This is a genomic window from Metabacillus sp. 84, from assembly GCF_050107715.1.
Lineage (GTDB): Bacteria > Bacillota > Bacilli > Bacillales > Bacillaceae > Metabacillus_B.
The window spans coordinates 613,556-633,314 of sequence record NZ_JBNILN010000001.1 but is presented as its reverse complement, the minus strand read 5'-3'; the positions used below and the strand labels follow the sequence as shown (position 1 = coordinate 633,314).

Below are 19,759 nucleotides of genomic sequence, written 5' to 3'. Positions count from 1 at the left end.
TCATGTCTGAACTGCATCCCATGTTCCAGCGTTATCTGAAATACATACTATACCTTCTGGCAATTTATACAGCCTGCTGGGGGTTAACTGAATACAAAGAAGTGTTTCTGGGTCTGATTATTGGAACAGGCTTCGGTCTATTTAATCTGTGGACGATGCTGAGAGGGCAAAAACGGTTTTCGGATGCAGTTGAACACGGGGGCAGGACGGGCTCGATGGGCATGCTCTCGAGAATGGCTGCAGCCGGCCTTGCTGTGCTTATCGCGATGCGGTATCCGGAACATATAGCTCTGATTCCTGCAGTTATTGGATTAATAACAATATACATTGTTATTATGATAGATTTTATGGTTCAACACTTACGCAAATAGCTGGAAGAGAGGTGAATATTATTGGATCATGGAGCACCTGTAGTTGAGTTTATGGGACTGTATTTCAACCTGGCTAACCTTATGATGATTACAGTGTCCAGTATCATTGTTTTTGTAATTGCTGTCGCCGCTACCCGCACTCTTTCTCTTAGACCGACAGGGGCGCAGAATTTTATAGAATGGGTTATGGATTTTGTAAAAAACATCATCAACAGTACAATGGACTGGAAAACAGGCGGCCGGTTCCTTACTCTCGGGATGACCATTCTCATGTACATATTCGTGTCGAATATGCTGGGTCTTCCGTTCTCAGTTGTCATTGATGGAAACCTGTGGTGGAAATCTCCGACCGCTGATCCAGTCGTTACAATGACCCTGGCCGTAATGATTGTCGCACTGACCCATTATTATGGCATTAAAATGAAGGGGACAGGAGAATATCTGCGAGAATATGTAAGGCCGATGAAATTTTTATTCCCTATTAAGATCATAGAAGAATTTGCCAACACTTTAACTCTCGGTTTGCGTTTGTTTGGTAATATATATGCCGGTGAAATCCTGCTCACATTGCTTGCGGGTCTGGCGACAAGCGGGTATGCCGATGGTTTAATGGGAGGCATAGTAGGCACCGTTACTGCAATTGTGCCAATGCTTGCATGGCAGGGATTCAGTATCTTTGTAGGTGCAATTCAGGCATTTATTTTTGTAATGCTGACCATGGTTTACATGGCTCACAAAGTAAGCACAGATCACTAACAGCAGATTTATGATTTATAAAATAAAATTTTAGCCATTACAAGGAGGACATACAGATGAGTTTAGGAGTAATCGCAGCTGCAATCGCAGTAGGTTTGGGAGCACTTGGTGCAGGTATCGGTAACGGAATGATTGTCAGCCGTACAATTGAGGGGATTGCACGTCAGCCGGAACTGCGCGGAACGCTGCAAACGACAATGTTCATTGGTGTCGCATTGGTTGAGGCACTTCCGATTATCGCGGTTGTTATTGCATTTATCGTAATGGGCCAATAGGAGGCACAGCAGATAAGAAGAAGTGGCGAAGATCATCTTTATAAAAGACCTTCGCCATTCTCTTATGTGCAAGACCGTCTCTTTTTTTTGTCCGCAAACTAGCCATAAAACATCCTTTTTATCATGTAACCCTTGGAGGGAGTGAATTAACGCAATGCCCAATTTATTTATATTAGGTGCTGCTGCCGGTGAAGGACATTTTAACGGCGGGGATATTTTGTTCCAGCTCTTGGCGTTTTTAATTCTTCTTGCGCTGTTAAAGAAATTTGCCTGGAAGCCGCTTATTGGAATCATGAAGGAACGCGAAGAATTCATTGCGAACGAAATTAATTCAGCAGAAGAAAGAAACACTGAGGCTGCTAAATTGATTGAAGAACAGCGCGAATTGCTGAAGCAGGCTCGTCAGGAAGCACAAGGCCTGATTGAAAATGCGAAGAAAATCGGCGAACAGCAGAAGGAAGAAATCGTTGCTACAGCCCGTAACGAAGCAATGCGCCTTAAAGAATCTGCACGTAAAGAAATTGAACAGGAAAAGGATCAGGCTGTTGCAGCACTGCGCAGTCAGGTTGCGTCCCTATCCGTTATGATCGCTTCCAAAGTTATTGAAAAAGAGCTGAATGAACAGGCGCAGGAAAAGCTGATCAGCGATTACCTGAAAGAAGCAGGGGATAGCCGATGAGCAATCCCGCAGTTTCCAAACGATATGCATCAGCGCTTTTTGAAATTGCCAAGGAAACTAAAATGCTTGATCAATTTGAAGATGATCTGATGACGGTGAAGGAAGTTTTTCGGCAGAACCCAAAGCTTATGGCTCTGCTTCAGCATCCAAAGATGGATTTGCGAAAGAAAAAAGATCTGATTAAGGAAGGTTTCAGCTCCTTGACCAGTCAGGTATTGAATACGTTCTGCATCCTTGTGGAACGGCACCGGACAGACAGCATTCCTGAAATTGCGGACGAGTTTGCAAAACTTGCGAATGACGCACGCGGTACAGAAAATGCAATCGTCTACTCCGTACGCCTGCTTAGCGAACAGGAACTCTCCGAACTATCCGCAAGCTTTGCCGGAAGAATCGGAAAGACTGCTCTGAAGCTTCATAACGTTATTGATCAAACGCTGATCGGCGGAGTAAAGCTGAGAATCGGCAACCGTATTTATGACGGAAGCGTAAGCGGCAAACTTGCACGGATCGAGAAACAGCTCGTTACAAAATAGATCACAGATAGGGGTGAAACTCATGAGCATCAAAGCTGAAGAAATTAGTGCTCTTATAAAGAAGCAGATTGAAACCTATCAGTCTGAAATTGAAGTTAGTGATGTAGGTACAGTTATCCAGGTTGGTGACGGTATCGCCCGTGCTCATGGCCTCGACAATGTCATGGCTGGTGAGCTTGTTGAGTTTTCAAACGGCGTTTTGGGAATGGCTCAAAACCTTGAAGAAAGCAATGTCGGGATTATCATTCTGGGACCATACAAGGACATTCGCGAAGGCGATGAAGTCAAACGTACAGGACGCATCATGGAGGTTCCTGTTGGTGAGGCTCTTATCGGACGTGTAGTGAACCCGCTTGGACAGCCTGTTGACGGCCTTGGTCCGATTGAAACAACGAAAACCCGTCCTATCGAGAGTCCTGCTCCTGGAGTTATGGACCGTAAATCTGTTCATGAACCGCTTCAAACCGGTATTAAAGCAATCGATGCGCTTGTTCCAATCGGCCGCGGCCAGCGTGAGCTGATTATCGGAGACCGTCAAACAGGGAAAACATCTGTAGCAATTGACGCGATTTTGAACCAAAAAGATCAGGATATGGTTTGCGTGTACGTAGCAATCGGACAGAAAGAATCCACGGTTCGCGGTGTTGTTGAAACACTTCGCAAACATGGAGCTCTTGATTACACGATTGTAGTCACTGCGTCTGCTTCCCAGCCGGCACCGCTCTTGTTCCTTGCTCCATATGCAGGAGTAACATTCGGTGAAGAATTCATGTACAACGGCAAGCACGTTCTGGTTGTTTATGATGATCTTTCCAAGCAGGCTGCTGCTTACCGTGAGCTTTCTTTGCTTCTTCGCCGTCCTCCGGGCCGTGAAGCATATCCAGGGGATGTCTTCTACTTGCACTCCCGCTTGCTAGAGCGCGCAGCGAAGCTAAGCGATGCAAAAGGCGCTGGTTCCCTGACAGCTCTTCCGTTCGTTGAAACACAGGCAGGAGATATCTCCGCTTACATTCCAACGAACGTTATCTCCATCACCGACGGACAAATCTTCCTGCAGTCTGACTTGTTCTTCTCAGGCGTACGTCCTGCGATCAACGCCGGTCTTTCTGTATCCCGTGTTGGAGGTTCTGCTCAAATTAAAGCAATGAAAAAGGTAGCAGGTACGCTGCGTCTTGACCTTGCTTCTTACCGTGAGCTTGAAGCATTCGCTCAATTCGGGTCCGATCTTGATAAAGCAACTCAGGCTAAGCTTGCACGCGGTGCGCGTACAGTAGAAGTTCTAAAACAGGATCTTCACAAGCCGCTGAAAGTTGAAAAACAGGTTGCGATTCTTTATGCCCTTACAAAAGGACACCTGGATGATATTCCTGTACAGGATATCAACCGTTTCGAGAGCGAAATGTCTGCTTACCTTGATCAAAACCATGCTGATATGATGGAGCAGATCCGTAAAACCGGAAATCTTCCTGAAGATGAAGCATTCGTTTCTGCTATCAAAGGCTTCAAAAAGACATTCGTCGTATCTGAGTAATGAACGGCAGAGGGATCGCCGGAACGGTGCTTCCCCTCTTATATTCCAGCACGAACGGGCATTGCGGCAGCTGCTTTGAGCTGTTGAAAACAGGGTGGCGCAAATTGCCCGTAAGTGCCCGATTTGTTCAAGTAACCATGAACAGCGGGAAATGCCTCTGTTAATGGAAGCTTCCCTTTATGAATAAAACCGGAGTTTAAAAACAAGGTGGTGAGTACCTTTGGCATCATTACGCGATATAAAATCAAAAATCAATTCAACAAAAAAGACGAGCCAGATCACGAAAGCGATGGAAATGGTTTCGGCTGCTAAACTGAACCGTGCTGAGAATAATGCAAAATCGTTCGTTCCGTATATGAACAAGATGCAGGAAGTCGTAGCGAATGTGGCAAACGGAATTACCGGAGCCACCCACCCTATGCTTTTAAAACGCGAGGTAAAGAAGACCGGCTATCTTGTCATTACGTCTGACCGCGGACTTGCAGGTGCTTTTAACAGCAGCATTCTTCGTTCTGTTTATCAGACCATCCAAAACCGCCATGCTTCAAGTGATGAGTATGCGGTCATCGCAATCGGAAAAATTGGCCGGGATTTCTTTAAGCGCCGCGGAATTGCCGTGACACAGGAAATCGTCGGGCTCGGAGATCAGCCGGGCTTCTCCGACATTAAAAACATTGCGAGCCAGACAGTCAGCATGTTTGTAGAAGAAACGTTCGATGAGCTTTATCTTTTCTACAATCATTACGTCAGTGCGATTCAGCAGGATGTAACACAGACAAAGCTGCTTCCTCTTACAGACATTGCAGCTGAAGGCAAACGTACTTCTTATGAATTTGAACCAGATGAAGAAGAAATTCTTGAAGTGCTGCTTCCTCAGTATGCAGAAAGCTTGATTTACGGAGCTCTGCTGGACAGCAAAGCGTCTGAGCATGCTGCCCGTATGACAGCGATGCGAAATGCAACAGATAATGCCAAGGATTTGATCAACAGCTACACACTCACGTTCAACCGCGCCCGCCAGGCTGCCATTACTCAGGAAATTACCGAGATTGTCGGCGGAGCTGCAGCGCTAGAATAGATCGAAAAAATACACTGTTTTATATAGCTAGTTAGGAGGGAAAGCGATCATGAAAGGACGCGTTACACAGGTTATGGGTCCCGTCGTTGACGTTAAGTTCGAAAGCGGTCACCTGCCGGAGATTTACAACGCTCTTACAATTAAGCAAGCTGCAAAAAGCGAAGCTGATGCATCTTTCTCACTTACTTTGGAGGTTGCCCTTCATCTTGGAGATGATACTGTACGGACGATCGCGATGGCATCGACGGACGGATTGCAGCGTAATACGGAAGTAACGGATACTGGTGCGCCAATCTCTGTTCCAGTTGGAGATTTGACACTTGGCCGCGTATTTAACGTACTTGGTGAGAACATTGATTTGGACACTCCAATTGCTGCTGAGTCCCGCCGTGATCCAATTCACAGACAGGCACCTACATTTGAACATCTTTCCACAGAGGTTGAAATTCTTGAAACAGGAATCAAGGTTGTAGACTTGCTTGCTCCTTACATCAAGGGCGGTAAGATCGGTCTTTTCGGAGGAGCGGGTGTAGGTAAAACCGTTCTGATCCAGGAATTGATCAACAACATCGCTCAGGAGCACGGCGGTATCTCTGTATTCGCCGGTGTTGGTGAGCGTACACGTGAAGGAAATGACCTTTACCATGAAATGACGGATTCCGGCGTTATCAAGAAAACAGCCATGGTATTCGGACAGATGAACGAGCCGCCTGGAGCACGTATGCGTGTTGCCCTGACTGGTTTGACAATGGCTGAATATTTCCGTGATGACCAGGGACAGGACGTTCTTTTCTTTATGGATAACATCTTCCGCTTCACGCAGGCAGGCTCTGAGGTTTCCGCCCTTCTTGGACGTATGCCCTCTGCCGTTGGTTACCAGCCGACACTTGCGACTGAAATGGGTCAGCTTCAAGAGCGTATCACTTCAACTAACGTAGGTTCTGTAACATCCATCCAGGCGATCTATGTACCAGCCGATGACTATACGGATCCGGCTCCTGCTACAACGTTCGCTCACCTTGATGCAACAACAAACCTTGAGCGTAAATTGTCTGAGATGGGGATCTACCCGGCGGTGGATCCGCTTGCTTCCACTTCACGCGCCCTTTCTCCGGAAATCGTTGGAGAAGAGCACTACAATGTGGCACGTCAAGTTCAGCAGACTTTGCAAAAATACAAAGAGCTTCAGGACATCATCGCCATCCTGGGTATGGACGAGCTTTCTGAAGAAGATAAACTGGTTGTTCACCGTGCGCGCCGCATCCAGTTCTTCCTGTCTCAGAACTTCCACGTAGCCGAGCAGTTCACTGGCCAAAAAGGTTCCTATGTACCTGTTAAAGAGACGGTCAAAGGCTTCAGAGAAATTCTTGACGGCAAGTACGACCATCTTCCTGAAGATGCGTTCCGTCTTGTAGGACGCATTGAAGATGTAGTGGAAAGTGCAAAAGGCATGGGTGTTGAAGTCTAATCTGGTCCATAGGAGGGTATGAGTATGAAGACAGTAAAAGTCAATGTCGTTACTCCTGATGGCCCAGTTTACGATGCGGAAGTGGAAATGGTCAGTGTAAAAGCTCAAAGCGGTGAGCTTGGAATCCTGCCAGGACATATTCCGATGGTTGCTCCTCTGAAAACGGGAGCGGTACGCCTGAAAAAAGGAAGCAGCACGGAACTCGTGGCTGTTAGCGGGGGCTTCATTGAAGTCCGCCCCGATAACGTAACGATCTTAGCTCAGGCTGCAGAAGCTGCAGAAGACATCGATCTTGAACGCGCTCAAGCTTCAAGGGAGCGCGCCGAAAGCCGCCTGAACGATAAAGCGGAACAAATTGATGCTCATCGTGCAGAGCTTGCTTTGCGCCGGGCCATTAACCGAATTGACGTAAGAAATAACCGAATGTAAACTGAAAACCCCTGGTTCCATTATTGGAAACAGGGGTTTTTGCGTATGGTCTGTATTTCGTATGCGATCTGTTTCCGTTTTTTTTTGCTATATAAATGGAAGTGTTCTATACAGCAACTCCAAAACCTATTAGTCAATTTGCTAAGTCTCTTAAAAAGGGAACGAAAAATTACTATAATAGGAGAAAACACTAAAAGGTCTCTCCCGGCATGGGAGAAACCCGCTTTTCTTTCTATATAATCATTATTTAAAATGTGGTGGTTGCTTCTGGATGTGCCTCGCTTCGGGAGCCATTCTAGTAGCCTCTCACTTAAATTCCATGGCCGAACATTCAAAGGACAGCCCCAGTTAAGAGACAGCTGCAGGGTCTTGACCCAGCTCCATGGCTTCAAGGATGTTTTCTTCAGAAAAACCAATCATTTGGCTAATGGCGGGAATGGTAAGAGGGATGGTGATCCCGCGTTTCTTCGTTTCTCTTACCGCTTTCTTCACCTTATAAAGAATAATCGAGTGTCTGTTGCTGATTCGAATTAATATAGTAATCACTTCTCCTTTAGCGCTCCCTAAAGAAAGGTTGAAAGACCGAATTAAACTTTTCCCTCTTTTTTAAAATCTTAAACCTTTTTGCAGACTGCAGCCCCTTTTCATGAAATAGACAAAAAATCAGAATGCGAAATCAATTGGAAGAATTATACTTTTGTCAAAGGAGGGAAAGAAATGACGGCTTCTGCAATTTCTGCTCCAAGGTGGGGCAGGATGCTTTTGATGGTCTTCCTCATTCTGGGCTCAAATACCCTGATATACAGGGTGCCTGGCTCTCCGGCGGGTAATCCTGAAGTAGAGTGATCGGCTCCTTATTAGACTGCATCCTTATCCTGCCGCTTGCGGCCTACCTGCTTATCATTCGCAAACGATATTCTTCGAGCAGCATCATCCCCGTCATAATGGCCGGACTCGCTGCTGCCTGGCTGATCATCCCCATGGAATATATGGGCTTATATCCGTATCTGCCCTATTTCGTCATCGGGGGAGAAGCCATTTTCATGCTCTTCTTTCTTACCAGGCTTGTCAGAGAGCTTCCAGGCTTCATTCGGAATGTTCAAGCTTCATCTGCCGACTCATTTACATACAGACTCGACCTGGCATTACAAGGCTCTAAGAACCCTTCCCGAATTGCAGATGTTCTTGCCAGTGAAGCTCTCCTCTTCTATTACAGTCTTTTTTCCTGGAAAAGAAAGCCTGCTGCAGCATCCAATACCTTCACCTTCCATAAAAAAAACGAGTGCCATTGCTTTCAACGTGATGATTATTCATGCCATTGCCATTGAATCGATTGCTTTTCATGTGCTTTTTCATACTTTTAGCCCAACGCTGTCCATCGTAATGCTCCTGCTTAATATTTACACCATCCTCTTTTTACTTGGGGAAATTCAAGCTGTCCGGCTGGAACCATTCATATTGACGGAGGACGCGCTTTGCCTCCAGCTTGGCCTGAAAAAAAGACTGTTTGCTTCATACAGTGAGATTCAGTCTGTCTCCTATTATGAAAAAGAGGCACACGGGAACGATAAAAATGTATTTGATGGAATCCTGGAAGACTTTGTTAAAGAAGACCCTGCCATCGTTATAGAGTTTATCAAGCCGGTTAAGGTGAGGAAAATGTATGGTTTTACGGACAAAGCAGCCTCAGCCCACATACGTCCGGACAATCCGGATGAATTTTACAACGGCTTGAAAACGAAGCTGTTAAAAGAATGATGAACTTTCTGGTAAACTAGCAGGTAACGGAATCCGAAAGGGAGTGAACCTATGAAATTTGATTTTCATACACACCATGATCGATGCGGTCATGCTGTCCAGCCAATCCGGGACTATATTGAAGCAGCGATAGAACGAAACCTCGACATGATTGGCATTTCTGATCATTCGCCGCACCTGTATTCTGAAGAGGATCATCTATTTCCCCGCATATCCATGGCAAAAAGCCATTTTCCGGAATATGTGGAGGAAGTGCTCCGGCTGAAAAAGGAATATGAAGGCAGAATTGAAGTACTTCTTGGAGTAGAATCCGATTTTTTTCCGGAACATTTGCCTCAATATAAGAAGTTTTACGAAAAGTTCCCGCTTGATTACATCATTGGGTCGGTCCACTTTGTAGACGGCGCCAGCATTTTCAAGAAAGACCGCTGGGAAGGGTTAAGCGCGAATCAAAAGCAGCAAACAAAAGAAAACTACTACAGCCTCATTGCACAATCTGTCCGCAGCGGAGTATTCCAGATTCTCGGTCACATAGATGCGATGAAGGGCTACTACCCTGAGTTCTCCGCCATCCAGACGGATGCAGCAGAGCGGACGCTTCAAATCATAGCGGAGGCCGATACAGCGATCGAAATTAACACATCCGGCAAGAATAAATACTGCGGCGGGTGGTATCCGTCAGAAGAACTCCTGGAACGGGCCCTTCATTATGGAGTGAACGTGACCTTCGGCTCCGATGCCCACAAACCGGAGCGGGTCGGCGACGAATTTGAGGAAGTCCGCAGTAAACTGAAGGAAATTGGCTTCAAAGAATGGGCCATTTTCCGGCAGAAAGAGAGAAGGATGGTCCCGCTGTAACGGACTTCTAAAAAAGAGCCGGGTTTCCGGCTCTTATAATAAAATATCTGTGAAAATAATGGAATAACTATCGAACCGCATCCCGTCAAATTCTGGCTTCAATTCTTTTAAACCGCTTATATAGATAGTGTTCCTCTTCATTCTTCACGGTCAGATAATGATCCTCAAACAAATTATTAAAGTAATCCGTATGCTTCCCCCGATTCAGCCCGAGAACATATTTTTTTTCATCAAACGGATATGGCTGAACGGCCCAATCTGAATCTGGAAGATGACGGGTCACTACCTCTCCGAAGTAGATGGACATCATTGTTTCAAATTCGTGAATCGTCAGCTGAAGCTCTTTCCAGCCATTTGTGCGGAAGAATGTGAAGTAAAGCGTTTCAAGTTCTATCAGGCTCTCCGGAGTGTAATTCAGCTCTTTACCGTTCATATATTCAGCAGCTTCACTTAAAATAGCAAGCTGTTCAAATCGATAGTCAAAATAATAGGCGATCGCTTCAAATTCTGTTTTGAATTCCGGCAGGTTCCGGCCATACTCTTCTTCGATGTGGAATGATTCGTGCATCAAAATAGAATCCCCCTTTCTAATTGTCCTTAGCCAGTATAACACGGTAAATGTAAGAAAATAGGAGTTAGAAGCCTTTTCCTAATTCAAGAAAAATATAGTAAATGAAGCATAATTTAGGTAGAATGAAAGAAACAGATCGGAAGGGCAAGGAGGAGCAGGATGGGAGTTTGGATCGTTTCCCTGGTTGCAGGGCTGTTTATACTGAGGCTGCTTATACACGTTGCCTGGACCAAAACCATTGCATTTCACGTCAGCCGCATAAAAGACCATCCTAATGAATTACAGGCTGCCATATTTTTAAAAGCAATGAAGAAGGTCTTAAAGATTCCAAATAAGCCGGAGCTTTGGCTCGATTTAAAAGAGGCTTATTTCGTGATTCTTAACAGCCGCCATATTGAATTCGAAACAAAGCTCCAAATCCATAGTCTCTTAACAAAAAGAAGAGTGTACGGACTGAGAAAACCATATAAGAGGCTGCATTCCACAGCTGTTACCGAGCCCTCTGCTTAGCAGGGGGTTTTTGCATGCCAGCTCTTGCGGCACACTTTCGCCAAAAACAGTAATGAAAATACTCCTCCGTCATAGTTATAAAGAAAAGAATGTTTGTCCGGCTTGCATGATTGATCCATCCGGGTTATCGACACTTCCAGGATATGTTTGCTATAATGATAGCGGTTACATTATTAGAATATTTAGAAGGTTTAAATAATCAGCAGAGTGGAGGGGGATCATGGATTCACTTTATCCATACTGGAATAATTATTTAATCATCGTCGTTTTTCTTCTTCTCGGCTTGCTGCTTCCTGCTGTTGCCCTTACGATTGGGCGGCTGCTTCGGCCCCATGCTCCTACACAGGCTAAAATGACTACGTACGAAAGCGGAATGGACCCTTTTCATGACTCCAGAATTCAATTTAATGTCCGGTATTACATATTTGCCCTGATGTTTGTCATTTTTGATGTAGAAACCGTGTTTATGTATCCGTGGGCGGTCGCCTATGAGAAGCTTGGTCTTTTTGCTCTGATTGAAATGCTGATCTTTGTGGTGATGCTGCTGATTGGTCTGATGTACGCATGGAAAAAAGGGGTGCTTAAATGGACTTGAAACTTGAAAATCTGCCTCCTGGAGAATTGGAGGAAATCAGACAAAGTGTCTTCCTATCCACACTGGAAGAGCTGAAAGCCTGGGCGCGCAGCAATTCCTTATGGCCCCTTACATTCGGCCTCGCCTGCTGTGCTATTGAGATGATGGGAGTCGGCGCTTCCCACTACGATCTTGACCGATTTGGGTCTTTCTTTCGGACATCTCCAAGGCAATCGGACGTGATGATTGTTTCCGGAACCGTTACGAAGAAGATGGCTCCAATCCTGAAACGGCTGTATGATCAGATGCCCGAACCGAAATGGGTGATCGCGATGGGTTCATGCGCAACGGCTGGCGGTCCATATATAAAATCCTACGCGGTCGTCAAAGGCGTCGATCAAATAGTTCCGGTGGATGTGTATATCCCCGGCTGTCCTCCAAATCCCGCTGCCCTCATTTACGGAATTAATAAACTGAAAGAAAAAATCCGCTACGAGGCGAAAACCGGAAAGCGGGTGCTCTAATTCATGGCAGATGAAAAAGAAAGGGAGCAGCTGAAAAAAGAAGCAGCTGCCAGAGCGAAAGAAGAAGCGAAGAAAAAGCTGGAAGAACGAAACCGGAACATGGAAGCAGCTGTTACCGCTGAAGCGAACCAGGAGCAAAAAGCCGAAGCCCTCGAGCTCGCAAAGCAAAAAGCCGCCGCTGCAGCAAAAGCAAAGGCGGCCGCCCTGGCCAAGCAAAAAAGGCAGGAGGGGGAGCAGCCTGAATCAGGCGTGAGTGCAGAAGAGCTCGCAAAGCAAAAAGCCGCTGCCGCTGCAAAAGCAAAGGCCGCCGCCCTGGCCAAGCAAAAAAGGCAGGAGGGGGGGCAGCCTGAATCAGGCGTGAGTGCAGAAGAGCTCGCAAAGCAAAAAGCCGCCGCTGCAGCAAAAGCAAAGGCGGCCGCCCTTGCGAAGGCTTCCCGGACGGAAAGTTTTGCGGAGGATGATGCCGCTAAGGCGAAAGCAAAGGCTGTGGCTGCTGCCAAAGCTAAAGCGGCTGCCGCGGCGAAGGCGAAGCTTGCCGCAAAAGAAACTCCGGAACCTGTAAAACCCTTGCCATCTGTTCATGAACCGAGGCTTAACCGGACGGCAGCACTGCTTCGGGAAGCGTTTGGCGATGAGAGTGTGGAGGAGGCTTCAATTAACCGGCTCTCTAAGGAAGTGCCGACCATTACGGTGAGAAGAGAACGGTATTTGGAGGCAGCGACGCTGCTACGCCACCATAAGGATATGGAGTACGATTATTTATCGGAAATGCACGGCACGGATTTTCAGACTCATATGGAAATTTACCTCTATTTATTCTCCTATACCCATAAGCAAAGCCTTGTTTTAAAGACGAAGCTGGACCGCGGTCAGCCGGAGGTTGAATCTGTGGCCAATTTGTGGAGGGGTGCAGACTGGCCGGAGCGCGAGACCTTTGATCTTTTGGGCATTCATTTTACGAATCACCCGAATTTAAAGCGGATTATGCTTCCGGATGAGTGGGTCGGCCATCCGCTCAGAAAAGATTATGAACCGTATGATGTGGAGGTGTAGCTGGTGATGCGCACAGAGGAAATGCTGTTAAATGTAGGCCCGCAGCACCCGAGCACACACGGGGTCTTTCGCCTCGTCATTAAGATTGACGGGGAAATCATCAAAGAAGCCACCCCGGTCGTCGGCTATCTTCACCGCGGAACGGAAAAGCTTGCAGAAAATCTGCAGTATACCCAGATTATCCCCTACACCGACCGCATGGATTATTTATCGGCGATGACGAACAATTACGTGATCTGCCATGCGGTGGAGACAATGGCTGGTATTGAGCCACCCGAAAGAGCAGAATATTTGAGGATTCTCGCTATGGAGCTCGGCCGGGTAGCGAGCCACCTTGTCTGGTGGGGGACCTATCTCCTTGATATCGGAGCGGTCAGCCCGTTTTTATATGCGTTCAGGGAACGGGAGATGATTATCAATCTATTAACGGAGCTGTCGGGAGCCCGGCTGACCTTTAATTACATGAGAGTCGGCGGGGTCAAGTGGGACGCTCCGGATGGGTGGCTTGAGAAGGCTGCTGAATTTGTTCCATATATGAGAGAACAGCTGAAGGGGTATCACGACCTCGTATCGGGAAACGAAATCTTTTTGAACCGGGTGAAGAACGTTGGCATTTATACGCAAGAAGAAGCGATTGAATACTCATTGAGCGGAGCGAATCTGAGGTGTACTGGAACAGAGTGGGATTTAAGGAAGGATGAGCCTTACTCCATTTATGACCGGTTTGACTTTGAGATTCCGGTCCGGACAAAAGGGGATGCATTTGCCCGGTATGAATGCAGGATGGCTGAAATTGAAGAATCGCTGAAAATTATTGAACAGGCTCTCGGGCAATTCCCGGGTGACGGTCCGATTATGGCGAAGGTGCCGAAGATTATTAAGCCGCCAAAGGGCGAAACGTACGTCCGGATCGAATCGCCCAGAGGAGAAATCGGCTGCTACATTGCCTCGGAAGGAAAGAAAGAGCCGTACCGCTTGAAATTCAGAAGACCGTCCTTTTACAATCTGCAAATTCTTCCAAAGCTGCTGGAAGGAGAAAACATGGCGAACCTGATTACCATTTTAGGGGCCATTGATATCGTTCTCGGGGAGGTGGATGGCTGATGATGCAGGATCTCATTTCCTCTCAGCCGAGCTGGCTCAATTTTCTCGCCTTTTTCTCTCTTGCCCTGCTCTTTATGTTTGTGGTGCTGGGATTTGTGACGTACGGTATTTTAGCCGAACGGAAGGTGATGGGATTTATGCAGGGCCGGATCGGACCGAATCAGGTGGGCGGACGATGGGGGCTGCTGCAAACGGTCTCTGACGTGCTTAAGCTGCTGTTAAAGGAAGATACGATTCCAAAGCTTGCCGACCGTCCGCTGTTCATTCTTGCTCCGATTATTGCCTTTGCACCGGCTTTCCTCGTTCTGGCGGTCATTCCGTTTACAGACGCCTTTCAGTTCTCGGACATCGGGGTGGGTTTGCTTTACTATATAGCGGTTTCCGGACTGACGACTGTGGGTGTGGTAGCGGGTGGCTGGGCATCGAACAATAAATACTCGCTTTTGGGCGGAATGCGGGCAGCCGCGCAGATGATTTCCTATGAAATACCGCTTGTGATGAGTGTCATTGGCGTGGTTTTGCTTTCCGGAAGCCTGAATTTAAATGAAATTGTCGGGGCGCAGGAGAACGTCTGGTTTATCTTTGTCCAGCCGGTCGGCTTCCTCATTTTCCTGATTGCATCTGTTGCAGAGCTGAACCGGACGCCGTTTGATCTCCCGGAAGCAGAGTCAGAGCTCGTGGCAGGCTATCATGTGGAGTACTCCGGTTTCCGGTGGGCATTTTTCATGCTATCTGAATATGTGTACTTTTTTGCGATGGCCTCCCTGACCACCGTTCTGTTCCTGGGCGGCTGGCATGCCATTCCGTTTCTTGGCTTCATACCCGGAGCCGTATGGTTTGCCCTGAAATTCAGCATGGTCGTGTTCGTCCTTATTTGGTTTCGTGTTACGTTTCCGCGTCTCCGCGCCGATCAGCTGATGGAATTTGGCTGGAAGGTTCTCCTTCCCGCTGCGCTGGCAAACATTTTTATCACCGCACTCATAAAGGAATGGTTTTTCCGATAAAACGATAAAGGGAGTGGCATCATGCGGGGTTTGGGGAAAGGACTTTCCTACACGCTGAAAAATCTGACGAAGAAAAAAGTGACATATGATTATCCGAATGAGGCGCTGCAGCTTCCCGACCGGTTCAGAGGCATCCAAAAATTTTATCCGGAAAAATGCATCGTCTGCAATCAATGCGTCCACATCTGCCCGACAGACTGCATTTCGCTAACCGGAAAAAAACACCCCGATCCGTCGAAAAAGGGAAAAATCATCGAGACCTATGACATTAACTTTGAAATATGCATTCTTTGCGATTTATGCACGGAGGTCTGCCCGACCGAAGCGATTGTCATGACCAATCATTTTGAGCTGGCGGAATACAGCCGGGACCATCTTTTCAAGGATATGAAATGGCTCGATGAAAATGATACCCATGTCCGAAAGGAGAATAAAGTCGAATGATTTCAGGTGAGTTTGCCGCATTCGCCATTCTCTCTTTAACAGCCATATCAGGCGGGATCCTCATGCTGAATGTCACAAAGGTGATCCATATGCTCGTGTCACTCGTGCTGACCTTCCTGAGCATCGCTGGCCTGTACATTCTGCTGACAGCTGAATTTATTGCCGTTGTTCAAATCCTTATTTACTCAGGTGCGGTGACGATCATCATGCTGTTCGGTATCATGCTGACCCGGAAAACCGATGAGGAAGAGACGGCCTCAGGACGGTTGAAAAAGTGGCTTGTTTTTGCGGGGATCGCCGTGTTTGCCGTAGTCATGTACATCGGGATTTACAATCTCGATCTAACCGGGGAGCCTGCTGCCCTTCATGAAAATAATACGGAGCAAATCGGAATCGCGCTCTTTACCGGGCATATAATTCCGTTTGAGCTGACCTCAGTTCTGCTGCTGGCCGCCTTAATTGGTGCGATTGTTCTCGCAAAAAAAGAGGAAGAGGAGGAGAAGCAATGAGCTCGGTTCCGCTTTCCGGCTATCTCGTTCTGGCCCTGATCCTTTTCTGCATCGGTCTTTACGGAGCCCTGACTAAACGAAATACGGTGATTGTTCTTATTTGTGTAGAGCTTATGCTGAATGCCGTGAACATCAACCTCGTTGCCTTCAGCAAGCTTGGAGCCGCCCCTGCGATCACCGGGCAGGTTTTCGCGCTGTTTTCGATCACGATAGCAGCGGCAGAGGCAGCGGTTGGACTGGCTATTTTGTTCGCTCTTTACCGCAGCCGCAAATCCGTCCGAATCGATGATTACAATACGATGAAGCATTAGAAAAACAGAACCTAGAAAAAGGGGATAGGGAATATGATGCAATTCGCCTGGCTGATACCGCTTTTTCCGCTCGTTTCCTTCCTGCTTCTGCTCCTCTCCGGGAAGAAGCTGGCCCAATGGAGTGCATGGCTTGGAACAGGCCTTATGCTGCTTTCCTTTTTGCTTTCCATTCTTGTTCTTGCGGACCGTTTTCAGCACGAAACCTTTAAAGCAGAGGGCATTTGGCTTTCCATCGGAGATTTTCACATTACAGCAGGCTTTGAAATCACCCAGCTTAATGCTCTTATGCTGATTACGGTTTCCCTCGTCAGTCTTCTCGTACATATGTATTCCAAGGTTTATATGGCAGAGGATGAGCGGATACCCATTTTCTATGCGTACCTTGGTCTGTTTACGTTTGCCATGCTCGGGCTTGTGATGACAGCCAATCTCCTGCAGCTTTACGTTTTCTGGGAGCTTGTCGGACTTGGCTCATTCCTGCTGATCGGCTTTTATTTTTCAAAGGAATCGGCCAAAAAAGCAGCACAGAAAGCCTTTATCATGACTAGAATCGGGGACGTCGGGCTTTTAGTAGGGATGCTCCTTCTTTTCTCTCAAACAGGCAGCTTTGAATATGATGTGATTTTTCAATACGTCGGTGCGGGAGCCATTTCTAACGGGATGCTGACTCTTATTGCCCTGTTGATTTTTGCCGGGGCCATCGGAAAGTCAGGGCAATTTCCGCTGCATACGTGGCTTCCGGATGCGATGGAAGGTCCGACGCCAGTCTCGGCTCTCATCCATGCGGCTACGATGGTGGCAGCGGGTGTGTACCTCACTGCCCTGATGTACCCGCTGTTCGAAGCGAGCGGAACGGCTCTGACCGTTGTGGCGGTGACAGGTGGGTTTACAGCTATTTTCGCGGCAAGCATCGGGCTTGTGCAGACGGATATGAAGCGGGTGCTCGCCTATTCAACCGTCAGCCAGCTCGGCTTTATGATGGTTGCTCTTGGTTCATCAGGCTACACGGCCGGAATTTTTCATCTGCTGACCCATGCCTTCTTCAAAGCTCTCCTGTTTTTAGCGGCCGGAAGCGTCATCCATGCCGTTCATACACAGGACATCCGGAAAATGGGAGGCCTTTGGAGAAGGCTTCCGTGGACAGGACCCTTATTTCTGACCGGGGCCTTATCGATTAGCGGGTTTCCGCTGTTTGCCGGATTTTTCAGCAAGGATGAAATTCTCGCCTCGGTCTGGCTTCATGGCAATCCGGGTTTGTTCTGGATCTCCGTCCTCGCTTCCTTTTTCACAGCCTTCTATATGTTCCGCCTGTTCTTCCTCGTTTTCGGAAACGGAACGGGAGAGGCGGCCGCAGCGGTCAGTCCGGAAGTACAGACCGGCGTAAAGCTTGAGAGAGGGGCAGAATCGGGACCACTTATGATTGTCCCGATGTTGGTTCTTGCTGTACTTGCGATTTTTGCCGGATTCATTAATACGCCGTGGTTTCCGGGTCTGGGCGAATGGCTGCAGCCCGGAGAGGCACATGAACCGGCTCCGCTGTGGATCATGATCACGGCGGTAACAGCTTCACTTGCAGGAATCGGGCTTGCTTACGCCATTTACGAAAAAGGCTGGATCCAAAGAAACGCGATCCGGAAAAAAATTCCGATGATCCATCAGGTGCTGCTGGATAAATACTATATCGATGAGCTGTATAAAGTGACCATCCTTGCAGCGGTAAGGGCCATCGCTTTCCTTTGCCAATTGATTGAGCGCTATTTGGTAGATACCCTGGTTAAAGGAGCCGCAGCGCTTGTGCAGGGGCTTGGGACAGCCGGCTCCAGCCTGCAAAGCGGCCAGACCCAGGTGTATGCAGCTGCAGCATTTCTGGGCCTTGCGCTGCTCGCTGCCGTCTTTATGCTGACAGGGGGGATCTTAAAATGAACAGTCTTGTTTTGACTTTGCTCGTGTTTTCCCCGCTTGCCGGAGCAGCCGTTCTTCTGTTTATCCCCAAAAAACATGTGCGGGCGGTTAGGCTTACCGGAGTTTTTGCTGCGATGCCGGCTCTCATCCTTTCAAGTATCATTCTCGTCCAGTATGCGCTTGGGGCCGGAATTGAGCGGTTCACGGTTTCCGTCCCCTGGTTCAAAATGGGCAGCGTCAGTCTTGGCGGAGAGTATTTTTTTACAGTGGATTATGAGCTTGGCATCGACGGCTTTTCTTTGATCATGCTCATCCTTGCCTCTGTCCTGGCAGTGCTTGCTGCCTTTTCATCCGCATTGATTCAATCCGGCCTGAAGGCTTACTTTTCCCTGCTGCTGATTGTAGAGACCGGCATGCTCGGGGTTTTTGCTGCTGAGAATCTGATTCTGTTTTTCATCTTTCTTGAAGTGACCCTCGTTCCGATGTTTTTTCTGATTGGAAAATGGGGCTTCCGCGAGCGGGAAAAAGCAGCCTGGTATTACCTCCTCTTTAATGGAGCGGGTTCGGCCGTGCTTCTGATTGTCATCGTTTACTTATTTGCCCTCACCGGAACGGTGAACATCGGGAAGCTGATTGATCTGGCTAAGGATTTTCCAGAACCTCTTCAGCTTGGCCTGATGCTTGCACTCCTTGTTTCGTTCGGTGTAAAGCTTCCGATTGTGCCATTGCATACCTGGATGGTGCACGTTCATGCCCAGGCGCCGCCGCCGGTGGTCATGCTTCACTCAGGCGTACTCCTGAAAATCGGAGCTTACGGGCTGATCCGCTTCGGTATGGGAATTTTCCCCGAAGCGTTTCAGACACTTGGAACGGCCTTCCTGATTTTAGGAACGGTCAACTTTCTATACGGGGCTCTTCTCGCACTCATCCAGACAGACTTCAAAAGGATTCTTGCCTATTCAAGTGTCTCGCATATGGGCATCGTCCTAATCGGCCTGGGAGCCGTGAATGAAGCAGGAATTCAGGGAGCCATTTTTCAGACGGTTTCCCACGGCTTCATCTCCGCCCTGCTGTTCCTCCTCGCCGGACAGCTGGCGATGCGCTTTCAGACTACTGACATCAGGGAGCTCGGCGGGCTGGCCAAAAGGCTTCCGCAGCTTTCCGGTATTCTGCTGGCCGGCGGGATGGCATCACTCGGACTTCCGGGAATGTCCGGATTTATCAGTGAATTAATGGCCTTTATGGGGATCTTTCTCGTTCAGCCGGAGCTTGGCGCCGTTGCTGCGCTTGGTCTCATTTTAACGGCTGTTTATGTGCTGAGGGCGATTTTGTCCATGACCTTCGGCAAAGAAAAAGGACTGGCTGAGCCCACACAGGACTTGAGATGGCAGGAAGCAGGCCCCGCCTGGGTGCTGCTCGTCCTGATTATTTCAATCGGTATTTTCCCGGATGGACTCGCCGTACCGCTGCAGCCCGCCATTGAAACCATTATGAAAGGGATTGGAGGATAAAGA

General features: G+C 47.9%; 24 protein-coding genes. 22 read left to right on the top strand and 2 right to left on the bottom strand.

What is annotated here, in order from left to right; all coding sequences use genetic code 11:
* Positions 1-2: 2 nt before the first annotated feature.
* From ACQCV8_RS03140 to ACQCV8_RS03100, 9 genes are all read left to right on the top strand, one after another.
* Positions 3-371, top strand: coding sequence for an ATP synthase subunit I (locus tag ACQCV8_RS03140; RefSeq protein ID WP_426843081.1), 369 nt, complete (start codon positions 3-5; stop codon positions 369-371).
* 21 nt (positions 372-392) lie between these two features.
* Positions 393-1,127, top strand: a complete 735-nt coding sequence (atpB, locus tag ACQCV8_RS03135) for a F0F1 ATP synthase subunit A (RefSeq protein ID WP_426843080.1) — start codon at positions 393-395, stop codon at positions 1,125-1,127.
* Between the two features lie 56 nt (positions 1,128-1,183).
* Positions 1,184-1,402 (top strand): F0F1 ATP synthase subunit C, encoded by a 219-nt coding sequence (gene atpE, locus ACQCV8_RS03130; RefSeq protein WP_426843079.1) that lies wholly within the window; start codon positions 1,184-1,186, stop codon positions 1,400-1,402.
* A 154-nt stretch (positions 1,403-1,556) separates the two neighbouring features.
* Entirely contained in the window at positions 1,557-2,081 is a 525-nt protein-coding gene (atpF, locus tag ACQCV8_RS03125) for a F0F1 ATP synthase subunit B (RefSeq protein ID WP_426843078.1), read from the top strand.
* Positions 2,078-2,617: a F0F1 ATP synthase subunit delta gene (locus ACQCV8_RS03120; protein WP_426843077.1), complete on the top strand. Its 540-nt coding sequence runs from the start codon at positions 2,078-2,080 to the stop codon at positions 2,615-2,617. The genes atpF and ACQCV8_RS03120 overlap by 4 nt, the downstream gene beginning before the upstream one ends.
* 22 nt (positions 2,618-2,639) lie before the next feature.
* Positions 2,640-4,148: a F0F1 ATP synthase subunit alpha gene (atpA, locus tag ACQCV8_RS03115; protein ID WP_426843076.1), complete on the top strand. Its 1,509-nt coding sequence runs from the start codon at positions 2,640-2,642 to the stop codon at positions 4,146-4,148.
* A gap of 220 nt (positions 4,149-4,368) precedes the next feature.
* Positions 4,369-5,226: a F0F1 ATP synthase subunit gamma gene (locus ACQCV8_RS03110; RefSeq protein WP_426843075.1), complete on the top strand. Its 858-nt coding sequence runs from the start codon at positions 4,369-4,371 to the stop codon at positions 5,224-5,226.
* Positions 5,227-5,272: 46 nt separating this feature from the next.
* Positions 5,273-6,694: a F0F1 ATP synthase subunit beta gene (gene atpD, locus ACQCV8_RS03105; RefSeq protein WP_426843364.1), complete on the top strand. Its 1,422-nt coding sequence runs from the start codon at positions 5,273-5,275 to the stop codon at positions 6,692-6,694.
* A 24-nt stretch (positions 6,695-6,718) separates the two neighbouring features.
* Positions 6,719-7,123: a F0F1 ATP synthase subunit epsilon gene (locus tag ACQCV8_RS03100; RefSeq protein WP_426843074.1), complete on the top strand. Its 405-nt coding sequence runs from the start codon at positions 6,719-6,721 to the stop codon at positions 7,121-7,123.
* Between the two features lie 348 nt (positions 7,124-7,471).
* Here ACQCV8_RS03100 and ACQCV8_RS03095 read toward each other — a convergent pair whose 3' ends face one another.
* Entirely contained in the window at positions 7,472-7,669 is a 198-nt protein-coding gene (locus tag ACQCV8_RS03095) for a hypothetical protein (RefSeq protein ID WP_426843072.1), read from the bottom strand.
* A gap of 549 nt (positions 7,670-8,218) precedes the next feature.
* Here ACQCV8_RS03095 and ACQCV8_RS03090 point away from each other — a divergent pair.
* A complete protein-coding gene (locus tag ACQCV8_RS03090; RefSeq protein ID WP_426843071.1) occupies positions 8,219-8,881 on the top strand; it encodes a hypothetical protein in 663 nt (220 codons plus the stop codon).
* A 51-nt stretch (positions 8,882-8,932) separates the two neighbouring features.
* The gene (locus ACQCV8_RS03085; RefSeq protein ID WP_426843069.1) at positions 8,933-9,739 is read left to right on the top strand and encodes a histidinol-phosphatase; all 807 of its coding nucleotides are present in this window, start codon (positions 8,933-8,935) and stop codon (positions 9,737-9,739) included.
* A gap of 85 nt (positions 9,740-9,824) precedes the next feature.
* Here ACQCV8_RS03085 and ACQCV8_RS03080 read toward each other — a convergent pair whose 3' ends face one another.
* Positions 9,825-10,310, bottom strand: coding sequence for a hypothetical protein (locus ACQCV8_RS03080; protein ID WP_426843068.1), 486 nt, complete (start codon positions 10,308-10,310; stop codon positions 9,825-9,827).
* A 159-nt stretch (positions 10,311-10,469) separates the two neighbouring features.
* On the opposite strand from ACQCV8_RS03080, the gene ACQCV8_RS03075 reads away from it, so the two are divergent.
* The 11 genes from ACQCV8_RS03075 (at position 10,470) to ACQCV8_RS03025 (ending at position 19,756) form a co-directional block, all read left to right on the top strand.
* Complete coding sequence (locus ACQCV8_RS03075; RefSeq protein WP_426843067.1) at positions 10,470-10,820, top strand: hypothetical protein; 351 nt, start codon at positions 10,470-10,472, stop codon at positions 10,818-10,820.
* A 220-nt stretch (positions 10,821-11,040) separates the two neighbouring features.
* Positions 11,041-11,415, top strand: a complete 375-nt coding sequence (locus ACQCV8_RS03070; RefSeq protein WP_426843066.1) for an NADH-quinone oxidoreductase subunit A — start codon at positions 11,041-11,043, stop codon at positions 11,413-11,415.
* The gene (locus tag ACQCV8_RS03065; protein WP_123912875.1) at positions 11,406-11,918 is read left to right on the top strand and encodes a NuoB/complex I 20 kDa subunit family protein; all 513 of its coding nucleotides are present in this window, start codon (positions 11,406-11,408) and stop codon (positions 11,916-11,918) included. Before ACQCV8_RS03070 ends, ACQCV8_RS03065 begins: the two co-directional genes overlap by 10 nt.
* A gap of 3 nt (positions 11,919-11,921) precedes the next feature.
* On the top strand, positions 11,922-12,971 hold the full coding sequence (locus ACQCV8_RS03060; protein ID WP_426843065.1) for an NADH-quinone oxidoreductase subunit C: 1,050 nt from the start codon (positions 11,922-11,924) through the stop codon (positions 12,969-12,971).
* A gap of 3 nt (positions 12,972-12,974) precedes the next feature.
* Positions 12,975-14,075 (top strand): NADH-quinone oxidoreductase subunit D, encoded by a 1,101-nt coding sequence (locus ACQCV8_RS03055; RefSeq protein ID WP_426843064.1) that lies wholly within the window; start codon positions 12,975-12,977, stop codon positions 14,073-14,075.
* The gene (nuoH, locus tag ACQCV8_RS03050) at positions 14,075-15,079 is read left to right on the top strand and encodes an NADH-quinone oxidoreductase subunit NuoH (RefSeq protein WP_426843063.1); all 1,005 of its coding nucleotides are present in this window, start codon (positions 14,075-14,077) and stop codon (positions 15,077-15,079) included. Before ACQCV8_RS03055 ends, nuoH begins: the two co-directional genes overlap by 1 nt.
* Before the next feature lie 21 nt (positions 15,080-15,100).
* The gene (gene nuoI / locus ACQCV8_RS03045; protein ID WP_426843062.1) at positions 15,101-15,523 is read left to right on the top strand and encodes an NADH-quinone oxidoreductase subunit NuoI; all 423 of its coding nucleotides are present in this window, start codon (positions 15,101-15,103) and stop codon (positions 15,521-15,523) included.
* Positions 15,523-16,032, top strand: a complete 510-nt coding sequence (locus ACQCV8_RS03040) for an NADH-quinone oxidoreductase subunit J (protein ID WP_426843363.1) — start codon at positions 15,523-15,525, stop codon at positions 16,030-16,032. The genes nuoI and ACQCV8_RS03040 overlap by 1 nt, the downstream gene beginning before the upstream one ends.
* Positions 16,029-16,343: an NADH-quinone oxidoreductase subunit NuoK gene (gene nuoK / locus ACQCV8_RS03035; protein WP_426843061.1), complete on the top strand. Its 315-nt coding sequence runs from the start codon at positions 16,029-16,031 to the stop codon at positions 16,341-16,343. The genes ACQCV8_RS03040 and nuoK overlap by 4 nt, the downstream gene beginning before the upstream one ends.
* Positions 16,344-16,376: 33 nt before the next feature.
* Complete coding sequence (nuoL, locus tag ACQCV8_RS03030) at positions 16,377-18,266, top strand: NADH-quinone oxidoreductase subunit L (RefSeq protein ID WP_426843060.1); 1,890 nt, start codon at positions 16,377-16,379, stop codon at positions 18,264-18,266.
* Positions 18,263-19,756, top strand: coding sequence for a complex I subunit 4 family protein (locus tag ACQCV8_RS03025; RefSeq protein ID WP_426843059.1), 1,494 nt, complete (start codon positions 18,263-18,265; stop codon positions 19,754-19,756). The genes nuoL and ACQCV8_RS03025 overlap by 4 nt, the downstream gene beginning before the upstream one ends.
* Positions 19,757-19,759: the final 3 nt, after the last annotated feature.

Coding starts and splice junctions, on each gene's coding strand:
- atpE (WP_426843079.1), top strand. CDS start 1,184: ATGAGTTTAGGAGTAATCGCAGCTGCAATCGCAGTAGGTTTGGGAGCA.
- ACQCV8_RS03140 (WP_426843081.1), top strand. CDS start 3: ATGTCTGAACTGCATCCCATGTTCCAGCGTTATCTGAAATACATACTA.
- ACQCV8_RS03120 (WP_426843077.1), top strand. CDS start 2,078: ATGAGCAATCCCGCAGTTTCCAAACGATATGCATCAGCGCTTTTTGAA.
- ACQCV8_RS03100 (WP_426843074.1), top strand. CDS start 6,719: ATGAAGACAGTAAAAGTCAATGTCGTTACTCCTGATGGCCCAGTTTAC.
- ACQCV8_RS03060 (WP_426843065.1), top strand. CDS start 11,922: ATGGCAGATGAAAAAGAAAGGGAGCAGCTGAAAAAAGAAGCAGCTGCC.
- ACQCV8_RS03065 (WP_123912875.1), top strand. CDS start 11,406: ATGGACTTGAAACTTGAAAATCTGCCTCCTGGAGAATTGGAGGAAATC.
- atpF (WP_426843078.1), top strand. CDS start 1,557: ATGCCCAATTTATTTATATTAGGTGCTGCTGCCGGTGAAGGACATTTT.
- ACQCV8_RS03025 (WP_426843059.1), top strand. CDS start 18,263: ATGAACAGTCTTGTTTTGACTTTGCTCGTGTTTTCCCCGCTTGCCGGA.
- ACQCV8_RS03085 (WP_426843069.1), top strand. CDS start 8,933: ATGAAATTTGATTTTCATACACACCATGATCGATGCGGTCATGCTGTC.
- nuoH (WP_426843063.1), top strand. CDS start 14,075: ATGATGCAGGATCTCATTTCCTCTCAGCCGAGCTGGCTCAATTTTCTC.
- nuoI (WP_426843062.1), top strand. CDS start 15,101: ATGCGGGGTTTGGGGAAAGGACTTTCCTACACGCTGAAAAATCTGACG.
- nuoK (WP_426843061.1), top strand. CDS start 16,029: ATGAGCTCGGTTCCGCTTTCCGGCTATCTCGTTCTGGCCCTGATCCTT.
- ACQCV8_RS03075 (WP_426843067.1), top strand. CDS start 10,470: ATGGGAGTTTGGATCGTTTCCCTGGTTGCAGGGCTGTTTATACTGAGG.
- atpA (WP_426843076.1), top strand. CDS start 2,640: ATGAGCATCAAAGCTGAAGAAATTAGTGCTCTTATAAAGAAGCAGATT.
- nuoL (WP_426843060.1), top strand. CDS start 16,377: ATGATGCAATTCGCCTGGCTGATACCGCTTTTTCCGCTCGTTTCCTTC.
- ACQCV8_RS03070 (WP_426843066.1), top strand. CDS start 11,041: ATGGATTCACTTTATCCATACTGGAATAATTATTTAATCATCGTCGTT.
- ACQCV8_RS03090 (WP_426843071.1), top strand. CDS start 8,219: ATGTTCAAGCTTCATCTGCCGACTCATTTACATACAGACTCGACCTGG.